Source organism: Pseudomonas sp. LAMO17WK12:I1, from assembly GCF_900177315.1.
GTDB lineage: Bacteria > Pseudomonadota > Gammaproteobacteria > Pseudomonadales > Pseudomonadaceae > Aquipseudomonas > Aquipseudomonas marginalis.
Genome location: NZ_FWZV01000006.1, coordinates 300,760 through 323,985 on the forward strand (window position 1 = coordinate 300,760; position 23,226 = coordinate 323,985).

Here is a 23,226-nt window from a genome sequence, read left to right on the forward strand (position 1 = left end):
CACAACCTTACCGAGCGAGGCCTCTCCCAACACGACCTGTGGCGACTGTGAGTTGCACAGGGGCGACCGTTCGTCACTCGTAGCGCTTGCGCCCCCACGCCAGCAAGCCTTCCAGCAGCTGCTTCAACACCACTTGCGTCGGCTCGGCCAGATCCGGGCGATAGCGGAACGGCTCGAACTCTTCCATATACGTGCTCTGGCACAATTCCAGCTGCACCGCATGGATATCCTGCGCCGGATTGCCGTAATGGCGAGTGATATGCCCGCCCTTGAAGCGCCCGTTCAGCACATGGGTGTACTGAGGATGGGTGGCACAAATGGCCTCGAGCTGGCTCGCCAGTTCCGGATCGCAGGCGGCGCCGTTGAAGGTGCCGAGGTTGAAGTCCGGCAGTTTGCCGTCGAACAGGTGCGGGATCACCGAGCGGATCGAGTGCGCATCGAACAGCAGCGCATAACCGAACTCAGCCTTGAGCCGCGCCAGTTCCTCTTGCAGCGTGCGGTGATAGGGGCCCCAGATCTTTTGCAGGTAACTGGCGCGCTCTGTCTCGCTCGGCTCCAGACCTTCGCGGAACAACGGCACGCCATCGAACAGGGTCGCCGGGTACAGGCCGGTGGTGGCACCGGCGTACAGCGGCTTGTCGTCCGAAGGCCGGTTCAGGTCAATGACAAACCGCGAGTACTCCGCCGACAGGGTGCTGGCGCCCAGTTCATCCGCGAAGTCATACAGCGTGGGGATGTGCCAATCGGTGTCCGGCAGGCTTTGCGCTTCGGGGATCAACCCGGCTTCCACCGCAGGCGTCAGGCGCAGGCCGGCGTGGGGCATGCTGATCAGCAGCGGCACACGGCCTTGTTTGAAGTTCAGAACCTTATCCACAGCAGTGCTCCTTATACAGTGACGTCGACGCCGTGGCGCACGACGCGTTTATCCAGCTCACCGCCCAGCCAATAGGCGAGGTCGGCGGGGCGATCAATCTGCCAGGCGACAAAGTCGGCCACCTTGCCCACTTCCAGGGATCCATGGGTGTCGCCCATGCCCAGGGCGGTGGCCGCATGTTGCGTGACACCGGCCAGGGCTTCTTCCGGGGTCATGCGGAACAGGGTGCAGGCCATGTTCAGCATCAGGCGCACCGACAACGCCGGCGAGGTGCCGGGGTTGAGGTCACTGGCGATGGCGATCTTCACGCCGTGCCTGCGCAGGGCGTCCATCGGCGGCAGCTGGGTTTCGCGCAGGAAGTAGAACGCCCCCGGCAGCAACACGGCGACGGTGCCGGCAGCGGCCATGGCGATGGCGTCTTCTTCGGTCATGAATTCCAGGTGATCCGCCGACAGCGCGTGGTAACGCGCCGCCAGGCTGGAGCCGTGCAGCGACGACAACTGCTCGGCGTGCAGCTTCACCGGCAGGCCGAGTTGCCGGGCGACCTTGAACACCCGCTCCACCTGCTCGGTGGAAAACGCCAGGTATTCGCAGAACGCATCCACCGCGTCCACCAACCCCTGCGCCGCCAAAGCCGGCAGCATTTCATTGCAGATGTGCTCGATGTAATCGTCGGCGCGGTCCTTGTACTCCGGCGGCAATGCATGGGCCGCCAGGCACGTGGCACGCACGCTGACCGGCAGCGCTTCGCCCAGGCGCCGAGCCACCCGCAACATCTTGCGCTCGTTGGCCAGGTCCAGGCCGTAGCCGGACTTGATCTCCACGGTGGTCACGCCGTCACGCAGCAGGCTGCGCAGGCGCTTATAGGCGCTGGCGAAGAGTTCATCCTCCGTGGCGGCGCGGGTGGCACGCACGGTGCTGGCAATACCGCCGCCCTTGGCCGCGATGTCGGCATAGCTCACGCCCTCGAGGCGCTGCTCGAATTCGCCGCTGCGATTGCCGCCAAACACCGCGTGGGTGTGGCAGTCGATCAGCCCGGGGGTGACCCACGCGCCTTGCAGGTCATGCACCTGGGCGTAATCCGCCGTCGGTACTTCGCTGCGCGGACCGATCCACTCGATGAGCGAACCGGCGGTGACCAGGGCGGCATCCTCGATGATCGAGTATTTGCCCTGGGCCATGGTTGCGACGTGGCAGTGTTGCCAAAGGGTTTTCATCAACGCCTCCCTAAGTTATCGATGAGACAAGGCCGGGTCGTAATGGACCTTGGCCGCTTGCCCGGCGGCGGGCTTGACCCACAGCAGGTAGGCAACGACCAGCAACACGATCCACACCGCACCGACCAGCAAGGCCGCCTGGGTGTCCGGGAAGTAACCGAGCACGCCAAACACAAACAGCATGAACACGATGGCCGCAGCCGGCGCGCAGGGCCAGAACGGCACCGGGAATTTCAATTCGGCCACCTGCTCTTTCGTCATCGAGCGGCGCATGGCGACCTGGGTGAACAGGATCATCAGCCACACCCATACGGTGGCGAAGGTGGCAATCGACGCGATCAGCAGGAACACGTTTTCCGGGATCAGGTAGTTGAGCAGCACACCGCCGAGCAAGGCGGCGCCCATCACCACCACCGTCATCCACGGTACGCCTTGCCTGGACAACCGGGCAAAGCCCTTGGGCGCCTGCCCTTGCTGCGCCAGGCCGTACATCATGCGGCCGGCACCGAAGATGTCGCTGTTGATGGCCGACACGGCCGCCGAAATCACCACGATATTGAGGAGGGTCGCCGCCGAGCCTATCCCGAGGTTGCTGAAAATCTGCACGAACGGGCTGCCCTGGCTGCCGATCTGCGGCCATGGGTAGATGGCCATCAAGACAAACAACGTCAGCACGTAGAACAACAGGATGCGCAGCGGCACGGCGTTGATCGCCTTGGGGATCACGCGCTGCGGGTCCTTGGCTTCACCGGCGGTGATGCCGATGATCTCGATGCCGCCAAACGCGAACATCACCACGGCAAACGAGGCGATCAGCCCACCAATGCCGTTGGGCATGAAGCCGCCGTGGGCCCACAGGTTGCTCAGGCCGCTGGCCTGGGTTTCGCCGGCCGAGTGGATGCCGAACAGCATGATGCCGAAACCGCCGAGGATCATCGCCACGATGGCGCCGACCTTGAGCAGCGACAGCCAGAACTCCATCTCGCCAAAGACCTTGACGTTGCACAGGTTCAGGCCGCCGATCAAAAACACGATGCCGAGCACCCAGACCCAGCGTGCGACCTCGGGAAACCAGAAGCCCATGTAGATGCCGAAGGCGGTGACGTCGGCGAGACAGACGATGATCATTTCAAAGGCGTAGGTCCAGCCCAGGATAAAACCGGCCAACGGGCCCAGGTAGGTGCTGGCGTATTGGCCGAAGGAGCCGGAGACCGGGTTGTGCACGGCCATTTCACCGAGGGCGCGCATCACCATGAACACCGCGGCGCCGCCGATCAGGTAGGCCAGCAGCACGGCGGGGCCAGCCATCTGGATGGCCGAGGCGGAACCGTAGAACAGCCCGGTGCCGATCGCGGAACCGAGGGCCATGAAGCGAATATGTCGGGCGCTCAGCCCGCGTTTCAAACCCTTTTCTTGCTGGTGCATTTCTCGTCCCTAATTATTTTTATCCTGAGAAAGTTGTTTGTGGTGAGCGAGCTTGCTCGCGCTCGAGTGCGAAGCGCTCGCGGCCTTTTTGGGGCTGCTGCGCAGCCCGGCGCGAGCAAGCTCGCTCGCCACAGAGAGCCATGCCGTCCTCCGAGCCGCTTACAGGCTCGGCAGCAACGTGGCCGGCACCAGCTCATTCAGGCAGCGGCTGGCGAGCAGTTCGCTGGCGGCGATGATGTCCGGGGCGAAGAAGCGGTCCTTGTCGTAGAACGCCACTTTGTCGCGCAACAAGCCACGGGCTTTTTCCAGTTTCGGCGAGGTTTTCAGGCCTTCGCGCAGGTCCAGGCCCTGGCACGCGGCCAGCCATTCCACCGCGAGGATGCCGCGGGTGTTCTCGGCCATTTCCCACAGGCGCTTGCCGGCCGCCGGGGCCATCGACACGTGGTCTTCCTGGTTGGCGGACGTCGGGATGCTGTCGACGCTATGGGGATGAGCCAATGCCTTGTTCTCACTGGCGAGGGCGGCGGCGGTCACCTGGGCGATCATGAAACCGGAGTTCACCCCGCCATTGCCCACCAGGAACGGCGGCAGTTGCGACATGTGCTTGTCCATCATCAGCGAGATGCGACGCTCGCTCAGGGAGCCGATTTCGGCGATGGCCAGGGCCATGTTGTCAGCGGCCATGGCCACCGGTTCGGCGTGGAAGTTGCCACCGGAGATCACGTCACCCTCAGCGGCAAATACCAACGGGTTATCGGACACGGCGTTGGCTTCGACCACCAGTACCTCGGCCGCCTGGCGAAACTGGGTCAGGCAGGCGCCCATGACTTGTGGCTGGCAGCGCAGGGAGTACGGGTCCTGCACCTTGTCGCAGTTCTGGTGCGACTGCGACACCTGACTGCTCTCACCGAGCAGGTCACGATAGGCCGCCGCCGAATCGATCTGCCCACGTTGACCGCGAGCCGCATGAATACGCGCGTCGAACGGCGAGCGCGAGCCCAGCACCGCTTCCACGGTAAGACCGCCGCACGCCAGGGCGCCGGCGAACAGGTCTTCGCCTTCGAACAGGCCACGCAGGGCATAGGCGGTGGACACCTGGGTGCCGTTGAGCAGTGCCAGGCCTTCCTTCGCGGCGAGGGTCAGCGGCGTCAGGCCGGCGACTTTCAGCGCGTCGGTGGCTTCCAGCCATTCGCCCTTGTAGCGCGCCTTGCCTTCGCCCAGCAGCACCAGGGACATATGCGCCAATGGCGCCAGGTCACCGGAAGCACCAACGGAGCCTTTCAGGGGAATATGCGGGTACACCTCGGCATTGATCAGCGCGATCAGTGCGTCGATCACCTGCCGGCGAATCCCGGAGAACCCACGGCTGAGGCTGTTGACCTTGAGCACCATGACCAGCCGCACCAGCGCATCGCTGATCGGCTCACCGACGCCGGCGGCGTGGGACAACACCAGTGAACGCTGGAGGTTTTCCAGGTCTTCGCTGGCGATGCGGGTCGAGGCCAGCAGGCCGAAACCGGTGTTGATGCCATAGGCGGTGCGGTTCTCGGCGAGAATCTGTTCCACGCAGGCCACACTCGCTTCGATCTGGGCCGAGGCACTGTCATCCAGACTGAGGGTTACCGGCTGCTGGTAGATGGCCCGCAGTTGGGCAAGGCTCAGTTGGCCTGGAATCAGGTTTAGCGCAGTCACATTCATACTCCTTGTGAATTATTCTTTTGAAATAAGTGTTCAGTGCAGATTCGGTAATACGGTGTCCTTGAGCACCTTGGCGGCGGCCGCAATATCCGGCGCCAGCCAACGGTCCTGCTCATAGGCCGGCACCACTTCACGCAACAGGCGCCAGGCGCGAGCGGTACCCGCGCCGAAGCGCTGGTCTTTCAGGAATTCGAAGGCCTGGGCCGCCAGCAGGTACTCGATGGCGAGGATCTGGGTGACGTTGGACACTACCTGGTGCAGCTTGAGCGCGGCGTTGGTGCCCATGCTCAGGTGGTCTTCCTGCAGCCCCGAGGTGACGAAGTTGTCGAGCACCGCCGGTTGCGCCAACTGGCGGTTCTGTCCGCACAGCGAGGCGGCGACGTACTGCACGATCATCATCCCGGAGTTGACCCCGGGGTTGCTCACCAGGAACGCCGGCAGGCCACTGACGTGGGGGTTGATCAGGCGGTCGAGGCGGCGTTCGGCGACCGAGCCGATTTCGGCCAGGGCAATCGCCAGCAGGTCGGCGGCCAGGGCGACGGACTGGCCGTGGGGGTTGGCCTGGGACACCACGCGGTAGTGGTCCGGTGTGCCGAGCACCAGCGGGTTGTCGGTGGCGCTGTTGAGTTCGGTCTCGATCTGGCGAGTGGCGTGTTCCACCTGGTCGCGCGCCGCGCCGTGGATCTGCGGGATCGAGCGCAGGCTCAGGGCGTCCTGGGTGCGGATGCCTTTGCTGCTCGCAATCACTTCACTGCCATCGAGCAACGCACGCAGGTTGCGGCCGACATGCTGCATGCCCGGGTGCGGCTTGAGGGCGATGATTTCTTCGTCGAAGGCTTCGATCTGGCCGCGCTGGGCCTCGAAGCTCATGGCACCGATCACGTCGGCCCATTGCAGCAAGTGATGGGCGTCGGCCAGGGCCAGGCAGCTCAGACCGGTCATGCACGGCGTGCCGTTGACCAGGCACAGGCCGTCCTTGGCGCCGAGGACCACCGGCTGCAAACCTTCTTCGTCCAGGGCTTGTTGCGCCGGCACGATCCGGCCGCCATAGCTCACATGTCCGACACCCAGCAGCGCCACGCCGACATGGGCCATATGGGTCAGGTAACCCACCGAGCCCTGGGACGGTACTTGTGGCGTGATGCCGTGGTTGAGCAGCGCCAGCAGCGAATGCACCACCTGCGGATGCAGGCCGGATTTGCCGTGGCTGTAGTTGATGACCGCCGCGCAGATGATCGCGCGGGTCTGCTCGTCGCTGAGGACCGGGCCGACGCCACAGGCGTGACTCAACAGGGTATTGCGCGACAGCTGGCTCAGTTGCTCGCCTTTAAGCGACACGTTGCACAATGCGCCCAACCCGGTGTTCACGCCGTAGGCGCGTTCGCCGCTGGTAACGATGCGCTGCACGATGGCCTGGGCATTGTCGATCCGCGCCCAGGCCTGGCCCGAGAGTTCGAGCACCGCACCGTGACGGGCCACGGCGACCACGTCCTGCCAGCGCAGCGGAGTGTCGGCGATGATGATTTTTACTGCCTGGGACATTGTTGACCTCTTCATATTCTCTACAGCTTTGCCGGCCTCATCGGGGGCAAGCCCCCTCCCACAGGGGAATGCATTGCAAATGTGGGAGGGCGCTTGAGCCTCACCACAGAACCTGGGTCAGACCACCGCCGCACGCCGCTGGACAAACCGATCCACGTACTCATCCGCCGGCGAATGCAGGATCTCCCTCGGCGTGCCGACCTGGATCAGCCTGCCGTCCTTGAGAATCGCAATGCGGTTGCCGATACGCACGGCCTCGTCGAGGTCGTGGGTGATGAACACGATGGTCTTGTGCAGGGTCTTTTGCAGCTCGAGCAACTGGTCCTGCATCTCGGCGCGGATCAGCGGGTCGAGGGCGCTGAAGGCTTCGTCCATCAGGATGATGTCGGTGTCAGCGGCCAGGGCGCGGGCCAGGCCGACACGCTGGCGCATGCCGCCGGAGAGCTGGTGCGGGTATTTGTTTTCGTAGCCCTTGAGGCCCACGGTTTCGATCCAGTGCAGCGCGCGTTCGGCGCAGACCTGCTTGGTTTCGCCACGCACCTTGAGGCCGTAGGCGACGTTGTCGAGCACGCTCTTGTGGGGCAGCAGGCCGAAGCTCTGGAACACCATGCTGATCTTGTGCCGACGGAATTGGCGCAGGGCGTCCATGTCCAGTTGCAGGATGTCTTCGCCGTCCACCAGGATCGCGCCGCTGGTGGGGTCGATCAGGCGGTTGAAGTGGCGCACCAGCGTGGACTTGCCCGAGCCCGACAGGCCCATGATCACGAAGATCTCACCGGTGCCGATGCTCAGGGACAAATCGTTCACGCCGACCACGCAGCCGGTCTCGGCCAGCACCTGGTCCTTGGTCTTGCCCTGGCCAACCATCGCCAGCGCCTCCTTGGAGCGGGCGCCAAAGATCTTGAAGACGTTTTTAACTTCGATTTTGCTGACAGTAGTCATTTGCTCGCCTCATGCCGTGGACGACCATAGGCCTGGGTAATACGGTCGATGACCACGGCGAGAATCACGATCGCCAGCCCGGCTTCGAGGCCACGGCCGACGTTGAGGGTCTGGATGCCGACCAGGACATCTTCACCCAAGCCACGGGCGCCGATCATCGAGGCGATCACCACCATCGACAACGCCATCATGGTGGTCTGGTTGATACCGGCCATGATGCTCGGCAGCGCCAGCGGCAATTGCACGCCGAACAGCTGTTGCCAGCGGTTGGCACCAAAGGCGTTGATGGCTTCCATGACTTCGCCGTCGACCTGGCGAATCCCCAGGTCGGTGAGGCGAATCAGTGGCGGCGCGGCGTAGATCACCGTGGCGAAAATCGCCGGCACCTTGCCCAGGCCGAACAGCATCAGCACCGGGATCAGGTACACGAAGCTGGGCATGGTCTGCATGATGTCGAGCAGCGGCATCAGCACCGAACGCAGGCGATTGCTGCGCGCCGACAGGATGCCCAGCGGGATGCCGATCAACACCGAGATCACCGTGGCAACCATCATCAGCGCCAGGGTCTGCATCAGCTTGTCCCACAGGCCGACCGCGCCCACCAGGAACAGCAGACCGACGATCACCGCCGTGGTCAGCACCTTGCGGGTGGCATGCCAGGCAACGGCGCCGACGATGGCCAGCATCAGCCACCATGGGGCGGCGCGCAGCAGCCCTTCCAGGTTGACGATGGCCCACAGCAGGGTGTCGGAGATGTGCCGGAACACATCGCCGTAATTGGTAACCAGTGAATCCACCCAACCATTGACCCAGTCGGCGATGGAAAACGTAAAACTCTCAGGAAACATAGCGTGCTCTCGATCCAGTGGGTTGTGGCCAGGCGCCCAGCCACCCCTGAGGGTAGCCGGGCACACTTGACCTACAAGGCCGCGTCGATTTTCTTGGCTGCCTCGTCACTCACCCAGGCGTGCCAGACTTCAGGATGTTCCTTGAGGAAAATTTTCGCCAGTTTCGGCGACTCAATGCGCTCCTTGGCCATGCGCCCCAGGTTCTGGTTCAGCAGGTCGATGGGCAGGTTGACTTTTTCCAGCACGGCCACCAGTTCCGGGGCTTGCTCGTGGAAGGTCTTGGACAGGCCGACCTTGATGCTCACGGTCTTATCCACACCGGGTTTTTCTTCCAGCTTGACCAGGTCGACCTGGCCCATCAGCGGGGTTGGCGACCAGTAGTAGAACAGGATCGGCTCGCCACGCTTGTAGCTCGACAGCACCGCCGCATCCAGCGCCGGGCCGGTGCCTGGGCGGAAGTTGGTGTAGGTGCTTTCCAGGCCGTAGCTCTTGAGCATTTCGCTGTTGTCCAGCTCGCAGGTCCAGCCGGCCGGGCAGTTGTAGAAACGGCCCTTGGACGGTTCTTCCTGGTCCTTGAACACCGCGGCGTACTTGGCCAGGTCGGCGATGTTTTTCAGGTCCGGCGCCTTGGCTTCCAGCTTGCGCTTGGCGTCGCCTTCGATCACGTAGCGCGGTACGTACCAGCCTTCGACGGCGCCCACCACCGGGGCACCGACACCGACGACTTTGCCGGCCTTCTCGGCCTTGTTCCAGACTTCGCTGCGGCCGACCCACTCTTCGGCAAACACTTGGATGTCGTTGCTGCTCAGGGCGTTTTCCATGGTGATGGAGTTGCCCGGCAAACTGTCGGTTTTGCAGTCGTAGCCTTTTTCCAGCACGGTTTGCAGGATGTCGGTGAGCAACATGCCGCTTTCCCAGTTCAGGCCGGCGAATTTCACCGGTTTGCCGGATTCACACCAACCGGCCGCCTGGGCGCCAGCAGTGGCCAGCAAGCCCGCGGAAAACACGGTGGCCAACAGGGTCTTATGCATTTTCATTGTTGTGACGCTCCCAAATCTTGAAATGGATTACGGCAGTCAGTAGGCATCCTGCCCTGTCCACGTCCCATCAGGCCTGTGCAACCAGCCCGTTTGTCGTCGTCGGTGCAGCGCCCTGCTCTGTCGGCAGGGTCAGGTGTTCAGGCGTTGCGCGAGGCCACTTTTTCGCCGCCCAGTAATAGAGCGCGGCGGGAAGGACCAGGCCGATGATCCAGGAAATATCCACATCCCCCAGGGCCGCCACCAGGGGACCGGTGTAGAACTTGGTGGAGATGAACGGCAATTGCACCAGCACACCGAAGACATACACGCTGATACCGAGCAGGTTCCAACGGCCATAGCGCCCGTTCGGATCGGCCAGCGCCGGCACGTCGTAGCGATCGCGGGTGATGCAGTAGTAGTCGACCAGGTTGATCGCGCTCCATGGGGTAAAAAACGCCAGCAGGAACAGGATGAAGGACTTGAACGCCCCCAGGAACGAGTGCTGCCCGAGCAAGGCGATCAGGGTCGCCGTACCGACGATGGCCAGTACGAAAAACAGGCGCTGCAAGCGCGTGACCTCGAGGCGACCGCGAAAGCCGCTGATGATCGTGGCAATGCACATGAAGCTGCCGTAGGAGTTCAGCGTGGAGATGGTGACCTTGCCGAACGCGATGCTGAAATACAGCAGCGCCGCAGTGGCTCCGGTACCGCCCAGGCCGACGATGTAGGCCACTTCGTGACCGGCAAATTGCCCGTTGGACATGGCCGCGGCAAACACGCCGAGGATCATCGCCACCTGCGCGCCAACCACCGAACCTGCGCCTGCGGCAAGAAAGGTTTTCAGCGAGGACGTGTTGCTCGGCAGGTAGCGTGAATAGTCCGCCACGTAAGGGCCGAAGGCGATTTGCCAGGATGCCGCGAGCGACACCGCCAACAGGAAGCTGCTCCAGCTGAAGTGGCGGATTTGCAGGAGCGCGCCTACGTCGGCCTGGCTCATCAGACGGCTGAACAGGTAGACAAAGGCAATCACGCCAATGACGCTGGCAACGCGGCCGATGAAGTGGATCACCCGGTAACCGAGCACCGTGACCAGCACGATGACACTGGCGAAGATCAGGATCCCGACGCTGTCGCTGACACCAAACAACTGGCCCAGGGCCTGGCCGGAAAGCACGGTGCCGGTTGCGGTGAAACCGAGGTACATCAGGCAGACCAGCACGATCGGAATCGCCGCGCCGTACACACCGAACTGCACCCGGCTGGAGATCATCTGCGGCAGGCCCAGCCTGGGCCCTTGCGCCGCATGCAACGCCATCACGCCACCGCCCAGCAGTTGACCGATCAACAGACCGAGCAACGACCAGAACACATCACCGCCCAGCACCACGGCCAGGGCCCCGGTGACGATCGCGGTGATCTGCAGGTTGGCACCCAGCCACAGGGTGAACTGGCTCAATAGACGACCGTGTCTTTCCGCTTCCGGGATGTAGTCGATCGAACGCCTTTCGATCAACGGGGTGGTGTCGTTTGCAGCCATGTGTATTCAACCTCTGATGGATTGTCCTGGGTTCGCCGCCATCGGGGGCAAGCCCCCTCCCACATCGGGTTACTTGATCATTGGAAGATTGAGGCCCTGCTCTTTGGCGCAGTCGATGGCGATCTGGTAACCGGCGTCTGCGTGACGCATCACACCGGTGGCCGGGTCGTTGTGCAGCACGCGGGCAATGCGCTCGGCCGCTTCGTCGGTGCCGTCACAGACGATGACCATGCCGGAGTGCTGGGAGAAGCCCATGCCCACACCGCCGCCGTGGTGCAACGAAACCCAGGTCGCGCCGCTGGCGGTGTTGAGCAAGGCGTTGAGCAACGGCCAGTCGGACACGGCGTCGGAACCGTCCTGCATGGATTCGGTTTCGCGGTTCGGGCTGGCGACCGAGCCGGAGTCCAGGTGGTCACGACCGATCACCACCGGAGCCGACAGCTCGCCGCTGCGCACCATCTCGTTGAACGCCAGGCCGAGCTTGGCGCGCTGCCCCAGGCCAACCCAGCAGATACGCGCCGGCAGGCCCTGGAAGCTGATGCGCTCGCGCGCCATGTCCAGCCAGTTGTGCAGGTGGGCGTCGTCGGGGATCAGCTCTTTGACCTTGGCGTCGGTCTTGTAGATGTCCTGCGGGTCGCCCGACAGCGCAGCCCAGCGGAACGGGCCGATGCCACGGCAGAACAGCGGGCGGATGTACGCCGGTACGAAGCCTGGGAAGTCGAAAGCGTTTTCCACGCCCTCTTCCTGGGCCATCTGGCGGATGTTGTTGCCGTAGTCGAAGGTCGGGATGCCTTGCTTCTGGAAGTCCAGCATGGCTTTGACGTGCACCGCCATCGACTGCTTGGCGGCCTTGATCACGGCAGCCGGTTCGGTCTTGGCGCGGGCGCGGTATTCGTCCCAGGTCCAGCCGGCCGGCAGGTAACCGTTGAGCGGGTCATGGGCGCTGGTCTGGTCGGTGACCATGTCCGGGCGCACGCCGCGCTTGACCAGTTCCGGCAGGATTTCCGCGGCGTTACCCAGCAGCGCGATGGAGATGGCCTTGCCTTCCTTTGTGTACTTGGCGATGCGGGCCAGGGCGTCGTCGAGGTCGGTGGCCTGCTCGTCGACGTAGCGGCTGTTGAGGCGGAAATCGATGCTGACCTGCTGGCATTCAATGTTCAGCGAGCACGCGCCGGCCAATGTCGCGGCCAGAGGCTGGGCACCGCCCATGCCACCGAGGCCGGCGGTGAGGACCCAGCGGCCCTTGAGGTTTGAATCGTAGTGCTGGCGACCGGCTTCGACGAAGGTTTCGTAGGTGCCCTGGACGATGCCCTGGCTGCCGATGTAGATCCAGCTGCCGGCGGTCATCTGGCCGTACATGGCCAGGCCCTTGGCGTCCAGCTCGTTGAAGTGCTCCCAACTGGCCCAGTGCGGTACCAGGTTGGAGTTGGCGATCAGCACACGCGGGGCATTGCTGTGGGTCTTGAACACGCCGACCGGCTTGCCGGACTGCACCAGCAGGGTTTCATCGTCATTCAGGTGGGTGAGGCTCTCGACGATCTGGTCGTAGCACTCCCAGTTGCGCGCTGCACGGCCAATACCGCCGTACACCACCAGCTCCTTGGGGTTCTCGGCCACTTGCGGGTCGAGGTTGTTCATCAGCATGCGCAGCGGCGCTTCAGTCAGCCAGCTTTTGGCGGTGAGCTTGTTACCGCGGGCGGCGCGGATTTCGACGTCACGGTATTTTGTAGGCTTGGTCACAACAAGAACTCCTCGGCGATCGATGCGCGAACATGGATGGTGCGAAGGAGAGTCTTACGCACACATCTTTACTTGTACATACAAGCATATGCAATCAAGCGGCCAACTTTCCGAGGGAGGTGTTAGGAATTTTCCGAAAAGCGTGTGCGAGCCTTGGAAATTAAGGCTTCGAGCCGTGATGAAATTTCTTGCGAAGGGGGTTTATAGCGAAGGAGGTGTGTCACGACAGCGCGGTTTTGCGCCGAGCTGGGGCGTTCGGTAACAAATTGGTGCAGGGACTGGAAACAGATTCTATAAGCGACACAAAAACAAATGTGGGAGGGGGCTTGCCCCCGATTGCGGTGTGTCAGCCCAGGATATACCGACTGATCCACCGCTATCGGGGGCAAGCCCCCTCCCACATTTTTTAATCGCGCTGAGTCAGTTCGATGATGCAGCTACGGCCAGTGATAGAGATGTCCAGCAAGCCAGCGTTACCGTCCACTTGCAGGCAATCGTGATGGCCCAGTACCTCGTCCAGCACCTTCACTTCATCCGCCACGCTGAACACCAGCACCGTCTGCGCCGTAGTGAAGAACCGCTGCACACCATCCACCCACTGCAACCGCGCATGGTAACGCTGGGGCGAGTAGATCAGGTTGAAGTCGCGGATCGGCCCGGTAATCAAGCGGCATGAAACCTGGCTGTCGCCTTTGAAGGCGAACGGTTGCAGCGGTAACAACCCGCGCTGCTCCTCGCCATCCACGGTCAGCACCATGCCTGCGCCTTTGATCACGGTGATCACGCGCTGGTAGCCGGCAAAGGTGGAAAACCCGCCAGACTCGCCGATATCGGCAATCGACAGGCGCCAGCCGAAGCCTTCCAGGCCCTCGCCGGCATCGCGGGTGATTTCTTCGGTACTGCCGCCGCCGTTTTTCCACGGCATGCGCACGTAATCGGCGGCGCGCCAGACTTTTACTGCACTCATTTACTGAACCGTCCTTCCAGGCTGTGACGGGAACCGGGGTGGATCAAACGCGCGGCAGTCACCGGCTGACGGCCGGACCAGGTACGCCGGCGAATCAACAGGCACGGCTCGCTCGGCTCGATCTGCAGCAACTTGCACTCGGCAACGTCGGCGAGAATCGCTTCGACCACGTGCTCGCCTTCGGTCAACGGCGCCACTTGGTTGAGATAGGCATAGGGGGTTTGCAGGGTGAAGTCCTGTTGCAGGTATTCCGGCGCGACCAGGGCGTTGACGAAACGGTCCTCGATTTGCACGGGAATATCGTTTTCGTAATGCACGATCAGCGAGTGGAACACCCGCCCGCCTTCACGCATTTCCAGGGCGACGGCGCGTTCGGAACCGGCAGCCTCTTCACCCAGGGTGATGACCTGGCAGGTATGCCGATGACCGCGGGAGGCGATCTCATCGGCAATGTTGTGCACTTCGAACAGCGCCGACTGGCTCTTGGGCTCGGCGACGAACGTGCCGACGCCTTGCATGCGCACCAGCAAACCTTCGGCGGTGAGCTCGCGCAGGGCACGGTTGATGGTCATGCGGCTGAAGCCCAACTGGCTGACCAGTTCGCTCTCCGACGGTACGCGATAATGGGGCGGCCAGTTGCCGTTGAGGATCTGCTGGCTGATCATCTGTTTGACGCGGGCATACAAGGGCGCCGGACTTTCGTCCATGTGGGCAGCCAGTGAAGACTTGGCGGGCGGAGTCGGCACAGGGAATCCTTGCAAGGGGAAAAGATGCATAGATTGCCGGAGTTTACCGAGCAGGCAAACGTCTGTATATGTATATACAAATAAACACACGACCGGGGTGCTCTAATCATGTCCGCTTTCTTTGCCGAACGCGCGCTGCTGCCTAGTGGATGGGCCAACGATGTACGTCTTGAAGTCAGCGCCGATGGCCTGCTGACACAGGTTGAGGCCAACGCCAGCGCAGCCGGTGCCGAACGGCTCAGGGGCCCGGTATTGGCGGGCATGCCGAACCTGCACTCCCACGCCTTCCAGCGCGCCATGGCCGGGTTGGCCGAAGTGGCCGGCAACCCGAATGACAGTTTCTGGACCTGGCGCGACCTGATGTACCGCATGGTCGGCAAGATCAGCCCGGAGCAACTGCAGGTGATCGCGCGGCAGTTGTATATCGAGATGCTCAAGGCCGGCTACACCTCGGTGGCCGAATTCCACTATGTGCATCATGACGTCAGCGGCCAGCCGTACGCCGACCGTACGGAACTGTCGCGGCAGATCAGCCAGGCCGCAGCGAGTAGCGGCATCGGCCTGACGCTGGTGCCGGTGCTCTATACCCACTCAGGGTTTGGCGGCCAGGCGCCGAATGAGGGGCAGCGACGGTTTATCAACAGCACCGAAAACTACCTGGACCTGCAGGCGCGCCTCAAACCGATTCTGGCGGCGCAGCCGGCGCAGCAACTGGGGCTGTGCTTCCACTCCCTGCGCGCGGTTACACCACGGCAGATCAATGAAGTATTGGCCGCCAGCGACAAGACGTGCCCGGTGCATATCCATATCGCCGAACAGCAAAAGGAAGTCGACGACTGCCTGGCCTGGAGCGGCAAACGCCCGTTGCAATGGCTGTACGACAACGTCGAGGTCGATGAACGTTGGTGCCTGGTGCACGCGACCCACGCCAACCCGGAAGAAGTGACGCGCATGGCCAAGAGTCGCGCGATTGCCGGCTTGTGCCTGACCACCGAAGCCAACTTGGGCGACGGGATTTTCCCGGCGGTGGATTTTCTCGCCCAGGGCGGACGCCTGGGCATCGGTTCCGATAGCCATGTGTCCCTGAGCGTGGTGGAAGAACTGCGCTGGCTGGAATACGGCCAACGCCTGCGCGATCAACGGCGCAATCGCTTGTATCGCAGCGACCAGCCGATGGTCGGCCGTACGTTGTTCGATGCGGCGCTGGACGGCGGCGCACAAGCGCTGGGGCAGCCGATAGGTCGACTGGAAGTGGGCAAGCGTGCGGATTGGATCGTGCTGGACGGTGACGACCCTTACCTGGCGACAGCGACACAGGACGGCATCCTCAATCGCTGGCTGTTTGCCGGCGGTGATCGGCAGGTGCGCGATGTGCTGGTCAACGGCAAGTGGGTCGTGCGGGATGGGCGACATGCCGGCGAGGAAGAGAGTAGCCGGGCGTTTACACAAGTATTGAAAGACCTACTCGGTTAAACATGCGGAAGGGGGCTTGCCCCCTCCCACCATTGGATCTGTGGCGATCCAGAATTACTGCGAAGTCTTCGCCATCTGCTTATCCGACGTGCGCCAGATCAACCGCGTGGTGTCATACCCTTGCTGCCGCGCCCTGCTCAACAGGTCTTCACGGGTGTCCGCACTGACCGTCGGCGTGCGCGACAGGATCCACATATAGCGCCGGCTCGGGCTGCCGACGATGGCGGTCTTGTAGTCATCGCTGACGTACAGCACCCAGTAATCGCCCTTGGCGACGCCTGGCAGCAGTGACGTAAACCAGTTATTGAATTCCACCCAGAGCTTGTCGGTCTTGCCAGGCACCTGCGGCGTGGCCGTGCCCTTGGCTTCTTCCCACTTCCACTCGGTGGTGAGGCAGCGGTTGAATACCGACATATCGCCATCAGGCAGCAATGTGTAGCGGGCTTCGGACTGCGCGCAGTTGCGCTGGAAGTACATCGGCAATCGAGCCAACTCATACCAGGTGCCCTGGTAACGCTTGAGGTTGACGTTGCTCGCTGTCTTGGGTTGCAGATCATCGCCAGAATGGCTGGCGCAGCCCGCCAAAAACAGGCTGGCGCAAAGGAACAAAACAAAACGCATCATTCTTCTTCTCCCGCAGGCTTTCGCCCCGGTTTACTTCAGGCCTTGCCCGGAAAACATCAGAACTTTGTCACCGGCATATTGAACGCTGATAAAGCTGTTTTTATCGCCCCATGTGCAGCTGGACATGCCCAGTGCGCCGGAACAATCGGTCGGTTTGCCCAGCAGCGACTCCACCTCGGCCTTAGGCATGCCGGCCGACAACTTTGCGTAGTTTTCTTGATTGACCTTGCTGCAAGCGGCCAACAGCACGCAAAAAGCCAGCAAAGCGAGACGGCGTAACGACATGGAATAACTCCTGGAGGGACGAAGCAGCTTGGGTATCTGCCAGAAGCTTAGAAGGGAAAAGGGGTGTCTGGTTCCCGATGAACGAAAACAAAAAAGCCCCGAAAACGCTGAAACGTTTCGGGGCTTCTTTAAGGGTGAACCGGCTCACAACAACGCCGTTCACTTATCGCCGCAGGTTACTTCTTGTGGTAAGCGGTCACACGCTCAACTTCTTCCTTGGAACCCAGGAACACCGCCACACGCTGGTGCAAGCCGTCGGGCTGGATGTCGAGGATGCGCTGGTGGCCGTCGGTGGACGCACCGCCCGCCTGCTCGACCAGGAAGGACATCGGATTGGCTTCGTACATCAGGCGCAGTTTGCCCGGCTTGGACGGCTCGCGGCTGTCGCGTGGGTACATGAACAGGCCGCCACGGGTCAGGATACGGTGCACATCGGCCACCATCGCCGCGACCCAACGCATGTTGAAGTTCTTCTTCAACGGACCTTCTTCGCCTTCCATCAACTCGTTCACATAGCGCTTGACCGGTTCTTCCCAGTGGCGCTGGTTGGACATGTTGATCGCGAATTCCTGGGTGGAAGCCGGAATGGTGATGTCTTCATGGGTGAGGACGAAGCTGCCCATTTCACGGTCCAGGGTGAAGCCTTTGACGCCATCGCCCAGGGTCAGCACCAGCATGGTCTGTGGGCCGTAGATCGCGTAGCCGGCAGCGACCTGCTCGGTGCCTGGCTGCAGGAAGGCCTTTTCGTTCAGGGCTTCGTTCTGGCTCAGGTATTCGTTCGGGCAACGCAGTACCGAGAAGATGGTGCCGACCGGGGCGTTGATGTCGATGTTGGACGAACCGTCCAATGGGTCGAACACCAGCAGGTAGGCGCCTTTCGGGTATTTGCCCGGGATCTGGTAGGCATTGTCCATTTCTTCGGACGCCATGCCGGCCAGGTGACCGCCCCATTCGTTGGCTTCGAGCAGGATCTCGTTGGAAATCACGTCGAGCTTCTTCTGCACTTCGCCCTGCACGTTTTCAGTGCCCATGCTGCCCAGGACACCACCCAATGCGCCTTTGGACACGGCGTGGCTGATTTCCTTGCAAGCACGCGCCACCACTTCGATAAGGAAGCGCAGATCGGCAGGCGTGTTGTTGCTGCGGGTCTGCTCAATCAAATAGCGACTCAAGGTAACGCGGGACATGGAAGGCTCCGATGAAGGGGGGGCTAAAAACCCGCGCAGTTTAACGCGAGTCGGGGCGTATTTCCTCCTATCAGAGGATTTAAACCCAATAGAGTTCATGGACTTTATTTAACGTGCCACCGGTGGCTTGCGCAGCAAACTGTAGGCCATGCCTCCCAGCGCCGCCACGCCGAGCAGCAATACGGCCCAGAGTCCGAGTTTTTTCCAGTTCGGCCCGCTGTCGACAGCCGCCGGGACCGGTGGCGAAGTGACCGCGACGGCCCCGGCCACCTTGGCTTGTCCCAAGGTGTTGAGGCGCTCGGCGGTGTAATCCGGGATCAGCGTCGACAACGGCAGGTTCGCCGCCTTCACCGAGGCATTCCCCAGCGCCAGTGTGAACGGCGGCTCGCCCCGCGCCAGGAACACCAACTGCGTGGCGCGCACCGCGAAGCGCAGGGACGGCGCTTCGACGCCCAGGCCGCCGCCGCGCTCGTCGACCTGCAACTTGAGTTCGGTGACCGTCTGGCCGGGCAGTTGCAACTCGTCCTGCACCACGTCCTGGCCATTCTGGGTCAGGCGGTAGAGCAGACCATTGCTCAGCGGCTGCCAGGCTTGATTGCCATCGCGTCGCCCCGCCAAGGTCACCGGCGCCAGCGTATTGGCCTGCTTCAGCTCGACACGCAAGCGCTCGACACCCAGCCCAGTGGGCAACTTCCAAGTGTACTCACCCGCCTTGAGCCGCGTGCCCGAGAGCGGCTGCGACCATACCAGCGGCAGCGGCAGGCTGCTGCTGGTGGCACTGGCCAACCTGGCCGAGGTCAGCAACGGCGCCGCCTGCCCCTTCCACACCAGGCGCAGGTAACGCGCGGACTGGCCCGGCAAACTGACGTCATGCTGCTCGACCCGCTCGTCGGCAAACGACAAACGCGCCACTTGTCCATCGCCCCAGGATTGCCAGTGCTGCAAGTCATCACTGGCTTCAATGCTGAAGCGCTGGAAGCCCTCCTGCTCGCGGCTCCAGTCCAGGCTCAACTGCTGCAACGGCGCCTTGATTTTACTGGCATCGAGCACCCAGCCACGCAGCACCTGCTTGCCGGGCTTGGGTGCGGTGGACGGCTTGATTTCCACCAGGGTGCCTTCGGCCGTGGTTTTCATCACCACACCGGGTAAGGTTGCCTGGGTGTCGGCGGCGTACAGCGGGAACCACTTCACGTCGGTGACTTCACGACTTTCGGTGCGTTGCGACGCTTGACGCGCCAGCGCGTAGGCCTGGGGTTCACCGGCGGCGTTGAACACGCGCACATCGCTGAGATCAGCCTGGCGCGCATTCAGTTGCACGGCCAAGGGCAACTCAAGGCGATACCAGGGGCCGTTGCCGCTGACGCTCAGCGGCACCTGGCTGCTGAAGTCGGCCGGCGTTTCCAGCGCCCACGCCGACAATGTCGTACAGATGCCCAGCACGACCACGCTCAACTTACCGATCAAGAGGATGCTCCTTCAGTGTCCAACCCAGGTTCGGCACGCTTGGGCGGCAGCGGCGCAAAGTAGCCCACCACCAGCAACAACCCGCCCACGCCGATAAACGACACGATCCGCGCCAAGCCGCCACGGTTGCTCAGCTCGACAAAGAACAGCTTGGCCACCACCACCGCGATCAGCGCCGCGCCGATCAGCCACACTTCGCGGCGATGGCGCAGGTGGCCGCCGATCATCAGGCCGAGGGCGATCAGGGTCCAGACAATCGACAGGCCGGCTTGCACCAACATCGATTCCAGCAACCCATCCAGATGGAAAGGTACGCCGCCCCAGTGATGTGCGGTGCGCATCACCAGGGCCGTAAAGAACGCGAACAGCGAAATACCGGCAATGCCCTGGGCGATCAATTCAGCACGCGGCCCGCGTTGCGGCGCCACGCTGCGCGACCACAGGTACACGCCCAGCAGCGCAAACAGCAAGCCCAGGTCCAGCGGGTTGAGCAGCGGCACATAGGGCAATGGCTCGGCCGTGCCGTCGCTGAAGGTATTCGCCAGCCAGAACCAGCCCAGCATCAGCACCGCCAAGGGCAGCGCCGCCAACACGCGATACTCCCGTGGATACGCCGACAGCGGCCACGGCCAGTTGCGCGGTGCGGCAGCCAGCACCAGGTACAGGCTTGGAAGGATCGCCCAGCCCAGCCAGCGCCAGGCGTTGTATTCGCTCGACAGCAACAACAGGCCGTAGCGCAGTTCCAGCGCCAATACGCCGATCAACATCCAGCCACCCAACACATGAGCAATGCTCAGGACGGTGGCCGGCACCAGCGTCGCCAAACGCCGCAGCGCGATGAAATGCACCCCGAACACCGCCAGCCAGGCCAGCCAGCCGTAGTGCGCTGCCGGGTGGTAATAATTATGCGCAGACACCAGCAAAACCATCCCCGCCGTCGGCATCAACAGGGTGCAGAGCATACCCAGGGACGCCCAACGCAGGCGCGTCGCGAGCAACGCCCAGATCGCCACGCTGACCGCCGCACTACCCAGCAGGCACGCCCCCCGCAGCTCATCGGGGATAAACCGCAGCACTTCAGCGATCAGCGCCAACGCCCACCAGGCCGCGCCCCACACCAGCAGCAGGTCAGACAGGCGTTGCAGCTTGAGCACGGCAAACACCGGCGCATGGGGTTCACGCTGCAGGCGCCAGGCACCGATCAAGGCGGCCAGGCCCAGCACCATCGGTGTCCAGAAACCGCTATGCCCCAGGGGACGCACGCCCTCGCTGGCCAAAGGCCCGAGCAGCTCCGGCACCGCCAGCAGGAACGACGCGCCGCCGATCACTTGCAGCAGCAACCCAAATACAAAACTGACGCGCTGTTGCAGGTACAGGCTCAACCAGATGATCAACAACCCACTGGCCGCCCACACACCGCTGGCGCTTTCCCATGGCAGTACAAACAGCACGGCGAGGTTGATCAGCACCAACCCGGCCAGCAGCACCACGGACAGCCCGCGCAACAGCCGTACATCGCTACGCACCATGTCGTCGCGCGCCGCCAGCAGCATGCCGCCGATCAACGCCAGGCCGATCAACGACGCGCTGAGCAGGCCGCTCCAGCCGGCGTTGAATACCGCTGCCGAGTCGCCGCCTTGCAAGCGCAGCAGGAACAACGCCCCGCCCAGCAGTTGCACGGCGAACGCCGTGAACAGGAACGTGCGCGAGCCAATCCGCAAGCCGATGAACAGGGTCGCCAGGCCGGCGAGCGCCCAACTGATGGCAGTGCCTTGAGTCAGCAACAGCAGCGGCGCGAGCAGGTACACGAAAGTCAGGCCGAGGCTGGCCAGAACCGGCAGGCCCTTGCGCTCCCACTCCGCCGCCTGCTGCGTCGCGGCCCTGCGCAGTTGGTCGAAGCTGAACAGCAAGGCCGCGCCCAGCAGCAACGCCCCCAAGGGCGCCCCCTCCAGCAGCGTGTGCTCGCCGATGCGCAGCTCACTGAGAAACGCCAGCGCCGAGCCCAATTGCAGCAACAGGCCAAATGCCCGCGCCAACGGCCGCTGCTGGCGCAAGCCGAGCCAGAAGATCCCGGCACCTTCCACGGCCCAGGCGGCTGCGGTCCAACGCGCATCGAGCCCCAGGGGAATCGCCAGGCTGGCAAAGATCACCCCCAGGGCCAGGCAGGTTTCCGCCAGCAGCAAGGCGCGCCCGCCACTGAGCACGCGGGCCAGGCCCATGTAGAGGATGCCCAGGCCCAGCGCGCTGAATGCTGCGGCGAACTCAAGGTGCTGCACCAGCGCGAACTGCAGGCCAAACCCCGCCAGCGGCGGGCCGAACAGCATGCTGCCGTCGACGTAGTCGCCTTTGGATGCCGACCAGCGCAACAACGCATCACGGCCTTCGGGCGCGTCGCCCATCTCTCGCAATTTGCGCCGGGCGAACAACAGGCCGATAGCCAGGTACATCAGGAAAAACAGGATCAGGAACGGCTCGGTACTCCACAGCAGTTCCGGCGTGTAGGAGCGCATGCCCCAGGCAAAGCCGATGCCGAAGGTGCCGACAAAGCCGATCAGGTTGAGCAAGCGCCAGGCCTTGAACCAGGCGATGGCGAGGATACCGGCGTTGAGCAGGGCAAAATAACTGAACAGCGCGACATGATTACCGGCGCCGGTGGACGTGAGGATCGGCGCCGCGAAGCCGCCGAGCGCGGCCGCACAGGCCAGTCCCAACGCATCCTGGGTAATCGCCAGGATCGCCGAGAACACCGTGACCGCCACCAGCAGGCCCAGCGCCGCGCTCGGGTCGATCAACGGGTGCAGGCGCATCGCGGCAAACACCGTCAGGTACAGCACCGCGATCCCGGTGCCTTGCAGCATCAAGCCGTAGTTGCTGTTACGCAACCGCAGCCACCAGCCCAGGCCCAACAGGCCAAGGGCCGCCGCGGCAACGCCGGCGTAACGCAGTTCGATCGGCACCACCATGCCTTCGGTGGCGTAGCGCAACAGGAAGGCCAGGCCGAGAAACAGCAGCACCACACCGACACGCAGCACGGTGTTGCCACCAAACAGCCAATTGCGTGCGCCGCTGATGGCGCGTTCGATCAGGTTTGGGTCACGGGGAGCGGCAGGTTCTTGAGGCGGACGTGGCGTCGGGGCAGGCGTCCAGACGTCATCCGGCAATGGCTGGCTCGGTTCGGCGACCATGGCGACAGGCGCCAATTCAGCCGGCAGCTCCCACACCAGTTCAGGCGCCTTGGCGACAGGTGCCGCCTCAGGCACAGGCGGCTCGACGATGACAGTGCGTGTCGGCGTGGGTACTTCCAGTTGCCGCAGGCGCTCACCCAGGGCGATCAACGCCTTCTGCGTGGTTTCCAACTGAACAGCCTGCTGCTGCGCCTGGGTCGCCAGCTTCGACAGGCGAATCGCCTGGCCGATGCCCAACCCCAACAGCGCACCGATGCCCGCATCATAGAACGACTCATCGAGCGTCCAGCCGAGCACCAGGCCAATCAGCATGAAAATCCATTGCATGGTCGATATTCCCTAAGCAAACCGGCGCTCAGTATATCGACGCGCAACTAATGTGGGAGGGGGCTTGCTCCCGATAGCGGTGTACCAGTCGACATATTTGTCGACTGACACTCCGTCATCGGGGGC

At 63.0% G+C, this 23,226-nt stretch carries 18 protein-coding genes; 1 reads left to right on the forward strand and 17 read right to left on the reverse strand.

Features of this window, described 5'->3' with window-relative positions; genetic code table 11:
- Positions 1 to 73 precede the first annotated feature (73 nt).
- The 12 genes from hutG to hutC all read right to left on the reverse strand — a co-directional run bounded on the left by hutG (position 74) and on the right by hutC (position 14,516).
- Positions 74 to 874: an N-formylglutamate deformylase gene (hutG, locus tag B9N88_RS13730; RefSeq protein ID WP_027605048.1), complete on the reverse strand. Its 801-nt coding sequence runs from the start codon at positions 872 to 874 to the stop codon at positions 74 to 76.
- Between the two features lie 11 nt (positions 875 to 885).
- Positions 886 to 2,091 (reverse strand): imidazolonepropionase, encoded by a 1,206-nt coding sequence (gene hutI / locus B9N88_RS13735; protein WP_027605049.1) that lies wholly within the window; start codon positions 2,089 to 2,091, stop codon positions 886 to 888.
- Positions 2,092 to 2,106: 15 nt separating this feature from the next.
- On the reverse strand, positions 2,107 to 3,516 hold the full coding sequence (locus B9N88_RS13740; RefSeq protein WP_027605050.1) for an amino acid permease: 1,410 nt from the start codon (positions 3,514 to 3,516) through the stop codon (positions 2,107 to 2,109).
- A 159-nt stretch (positions 3,517 to 3,675) separates the two neighbouring features.
- Positions 3,676 to 5,214, reverse strand: coding sequence for a histidine ammonia-lyase (gene hutH, locus B9N88_RS13750; RefSeq protein ID WP_098480527.1), 1,539 nt, complete (start codon positions 5,212 to 5,214; stop codon positions 3,676 to 3,678).
- Between the two features lie 33 nt (positions 5,215 to 5,247).
- A complete protein-coding gene (gene hutH / locus B9N88_RS13755; protein WP_027605052.1) occupies positions 5,248 to 6,756 on the reverse strand; it encodes a histidine ammonia-lyase in 1,509 nt (502 codons plus the stop codon).
- Positions 6,757 to 6,873: 117 nt separating this feature from the next.
- The gene (locus tag B9N88_RS13760; protein WP_051429333.1) at positions 6,874 to 7,698 is read right to left on the reverse strand and encodes a quaternary amine ABC transporter ATP-binding protein; all 825 of its coding nucleotides are present in this window, start codon (positions 7,696 to 7,698) and stop codon (positions 6,874 to 6,876) included.
- Positions 7,695 to 8,546 (reverse strand): ABC transporter permease, encoded by an 852-nt coding sequence (locus tag B9N88_RS13765; RefSeq protein ID WP_027605053.1) that lies wholly within the window; start codon positions 8,544 to 8,546, stop codon positions 7,695 to 7,697. The genes B9N88_RS13760 and B9N88_RS13765 overlap by 4 nt, the downstream gene beginning before the upstream one ends.
- 71 nt (positions 8,547 to 8,617) lie before the next feature.
- Positions 8,618 to 9,583, reverse strand: a complete 966-nt coding sequence (locus B9N88_RS13770; protein WP_027605054.1) for an ABC transporter substrate-binding protein — start codon at positions 9,581 to 9,583, stop codon at positions 8,618 to 8,620.
- Between the two features lie 70 nt (positions 9,584 to 9,653).
- Positions 9,654 to 11,102 (reverse strand): purine-cytosine permease family protein, encoded by a 1,449-nt coding sequence (locus tag B9N88_RS13775; protein WP_027605055.1) that lies wholly within the window; start codon positions 11,100 to 11,102, stop codon positions 9,654 to 9,656.
- Between the two features lie 69 nt (positions 11,103 to 11,171).
- Positions 11,172 to 12,842: a urocanate hydratase gene (hutU, locus tag B9N88_RS13780; protein WP_027605056.1), complete on the reverse strand. Its 1,671-nt coding sequence runs from the start codon at positions 12,840 to 12,842 to the stop codon at positions 11,172 to 11,174.
- 406 nt (positions 12,843 to 13,248) lie between these two features.
- A complete protein-coding gene (locus B9N88_RS13785; protein ID WP_027605057.1) occupies positions 13,249 to 13,809 on the reverse strand; it encodes a HutD/Ves family protein in 561 nt (186 codons plus the stop codon).
- A complete protein-coding gene (gene hutC / locus B9N88_RS13790; protein ID WP_223841674.1) occupies positions 13,806 to 14,516 on the reverse strand; it encodes a histidine utilization repressor in 711 nt (236 codons plus the stop codon). The genes B9N88_RS13785 and hutC overlap by 4 nt, the downstream gene beginning before the upstream one ends.
- 147 nt (positions 14,517 to 14,663) lie before the next feature.
- On the opposite strand from hutC, the gene B9N88_RS13795 reads away from it, so the two are divergent.
- Entirely contained in the window at positions 14,664 to 16,028 is a 1,365-nt protein-coding gene (locus tag B9N88_RS13795) for a formimidoylglutamate deiminase (protein WP_027605059.1), read from the forward strand.
- A gap of 54 nt (positions 16,029 to 16,082) precedes the next feature.
- Here B9N88_RS13795 and B9N88_RS13800 read toward each other — a convergent pair whose 3' ends face one another.
- The 5 genes from B9N88_RS13800 to B9N88_RS13820 all read right to left on the reverse strand — a co-directional run bounded on the left by B9N88_RS13800 (position 16,083) and on the right by B9N88_RS13820 (position 23,100).
- Positions 16,083 to 16,652, reverse strand: coding sequence for a lipocalin family protein (locus B9N88_RS13800; RefSeq protein ID WP_027605060.1), 570 nt, complete (start codon positions 16,650 to 16,652; stop codon positions 16,083 to 16,085).
- A gap of 30 nt (positions 16,653 to 16,682) precedes the next feature.
- Positions 16,683 to 16,937 (reverse strand): hypothetical protein, encoded by a 255-nt coding sequence (locus tag B9N88_RS13805; protein WP_027605061.1) that lies wholly within the window; start codon positions 16,935 to 16,937, stop codon positions 16,683 to 16,685.
- Between the two features lie 176 nt (positions 16,938 to 17,113).
- Positions 17,114 to 18,124, reverse strand: a complete 1,011-nt coding sequence (locus tag B9N88_RS13810) for a class 1 fructose-bisphosphatase (protein ID WP_027605062.1) — start codon at positions 18,122 to 18,124, stop codon at positions 17,114 to 17,116.
- Positions 18,125 to 18,232: 108 nt separating this feature from the next.
- Positions 18,233 to 19,585, reverse strand: a complete 1,353-nt coding sequence (locus B9N88_RS13815) for a DUF3999 domain-containing protein (RefSeq protein WP_027605063.1) — start codon at positions 19,583 to 19,585, stop codon at positions 18,233 to 18,235.
- Positions 19,585 to 23,100 (reverse strand): DUF2339 domain-containing protein, encoded by a 3,516-nt coding sequence (locus B9N88_RS13820; protein WP_027605064.1) that lies wholly within the window; start codon positions 23,098 to 23,100, stop codon positions 19,585 to 19,587. Before B9N88_RS13820 ends, B9N88_RS13815 begins: the two co-directional genes overlap by 1 nt.
- Positions 23,101 to 23,226: the final 126 nt, after the last annotated feature.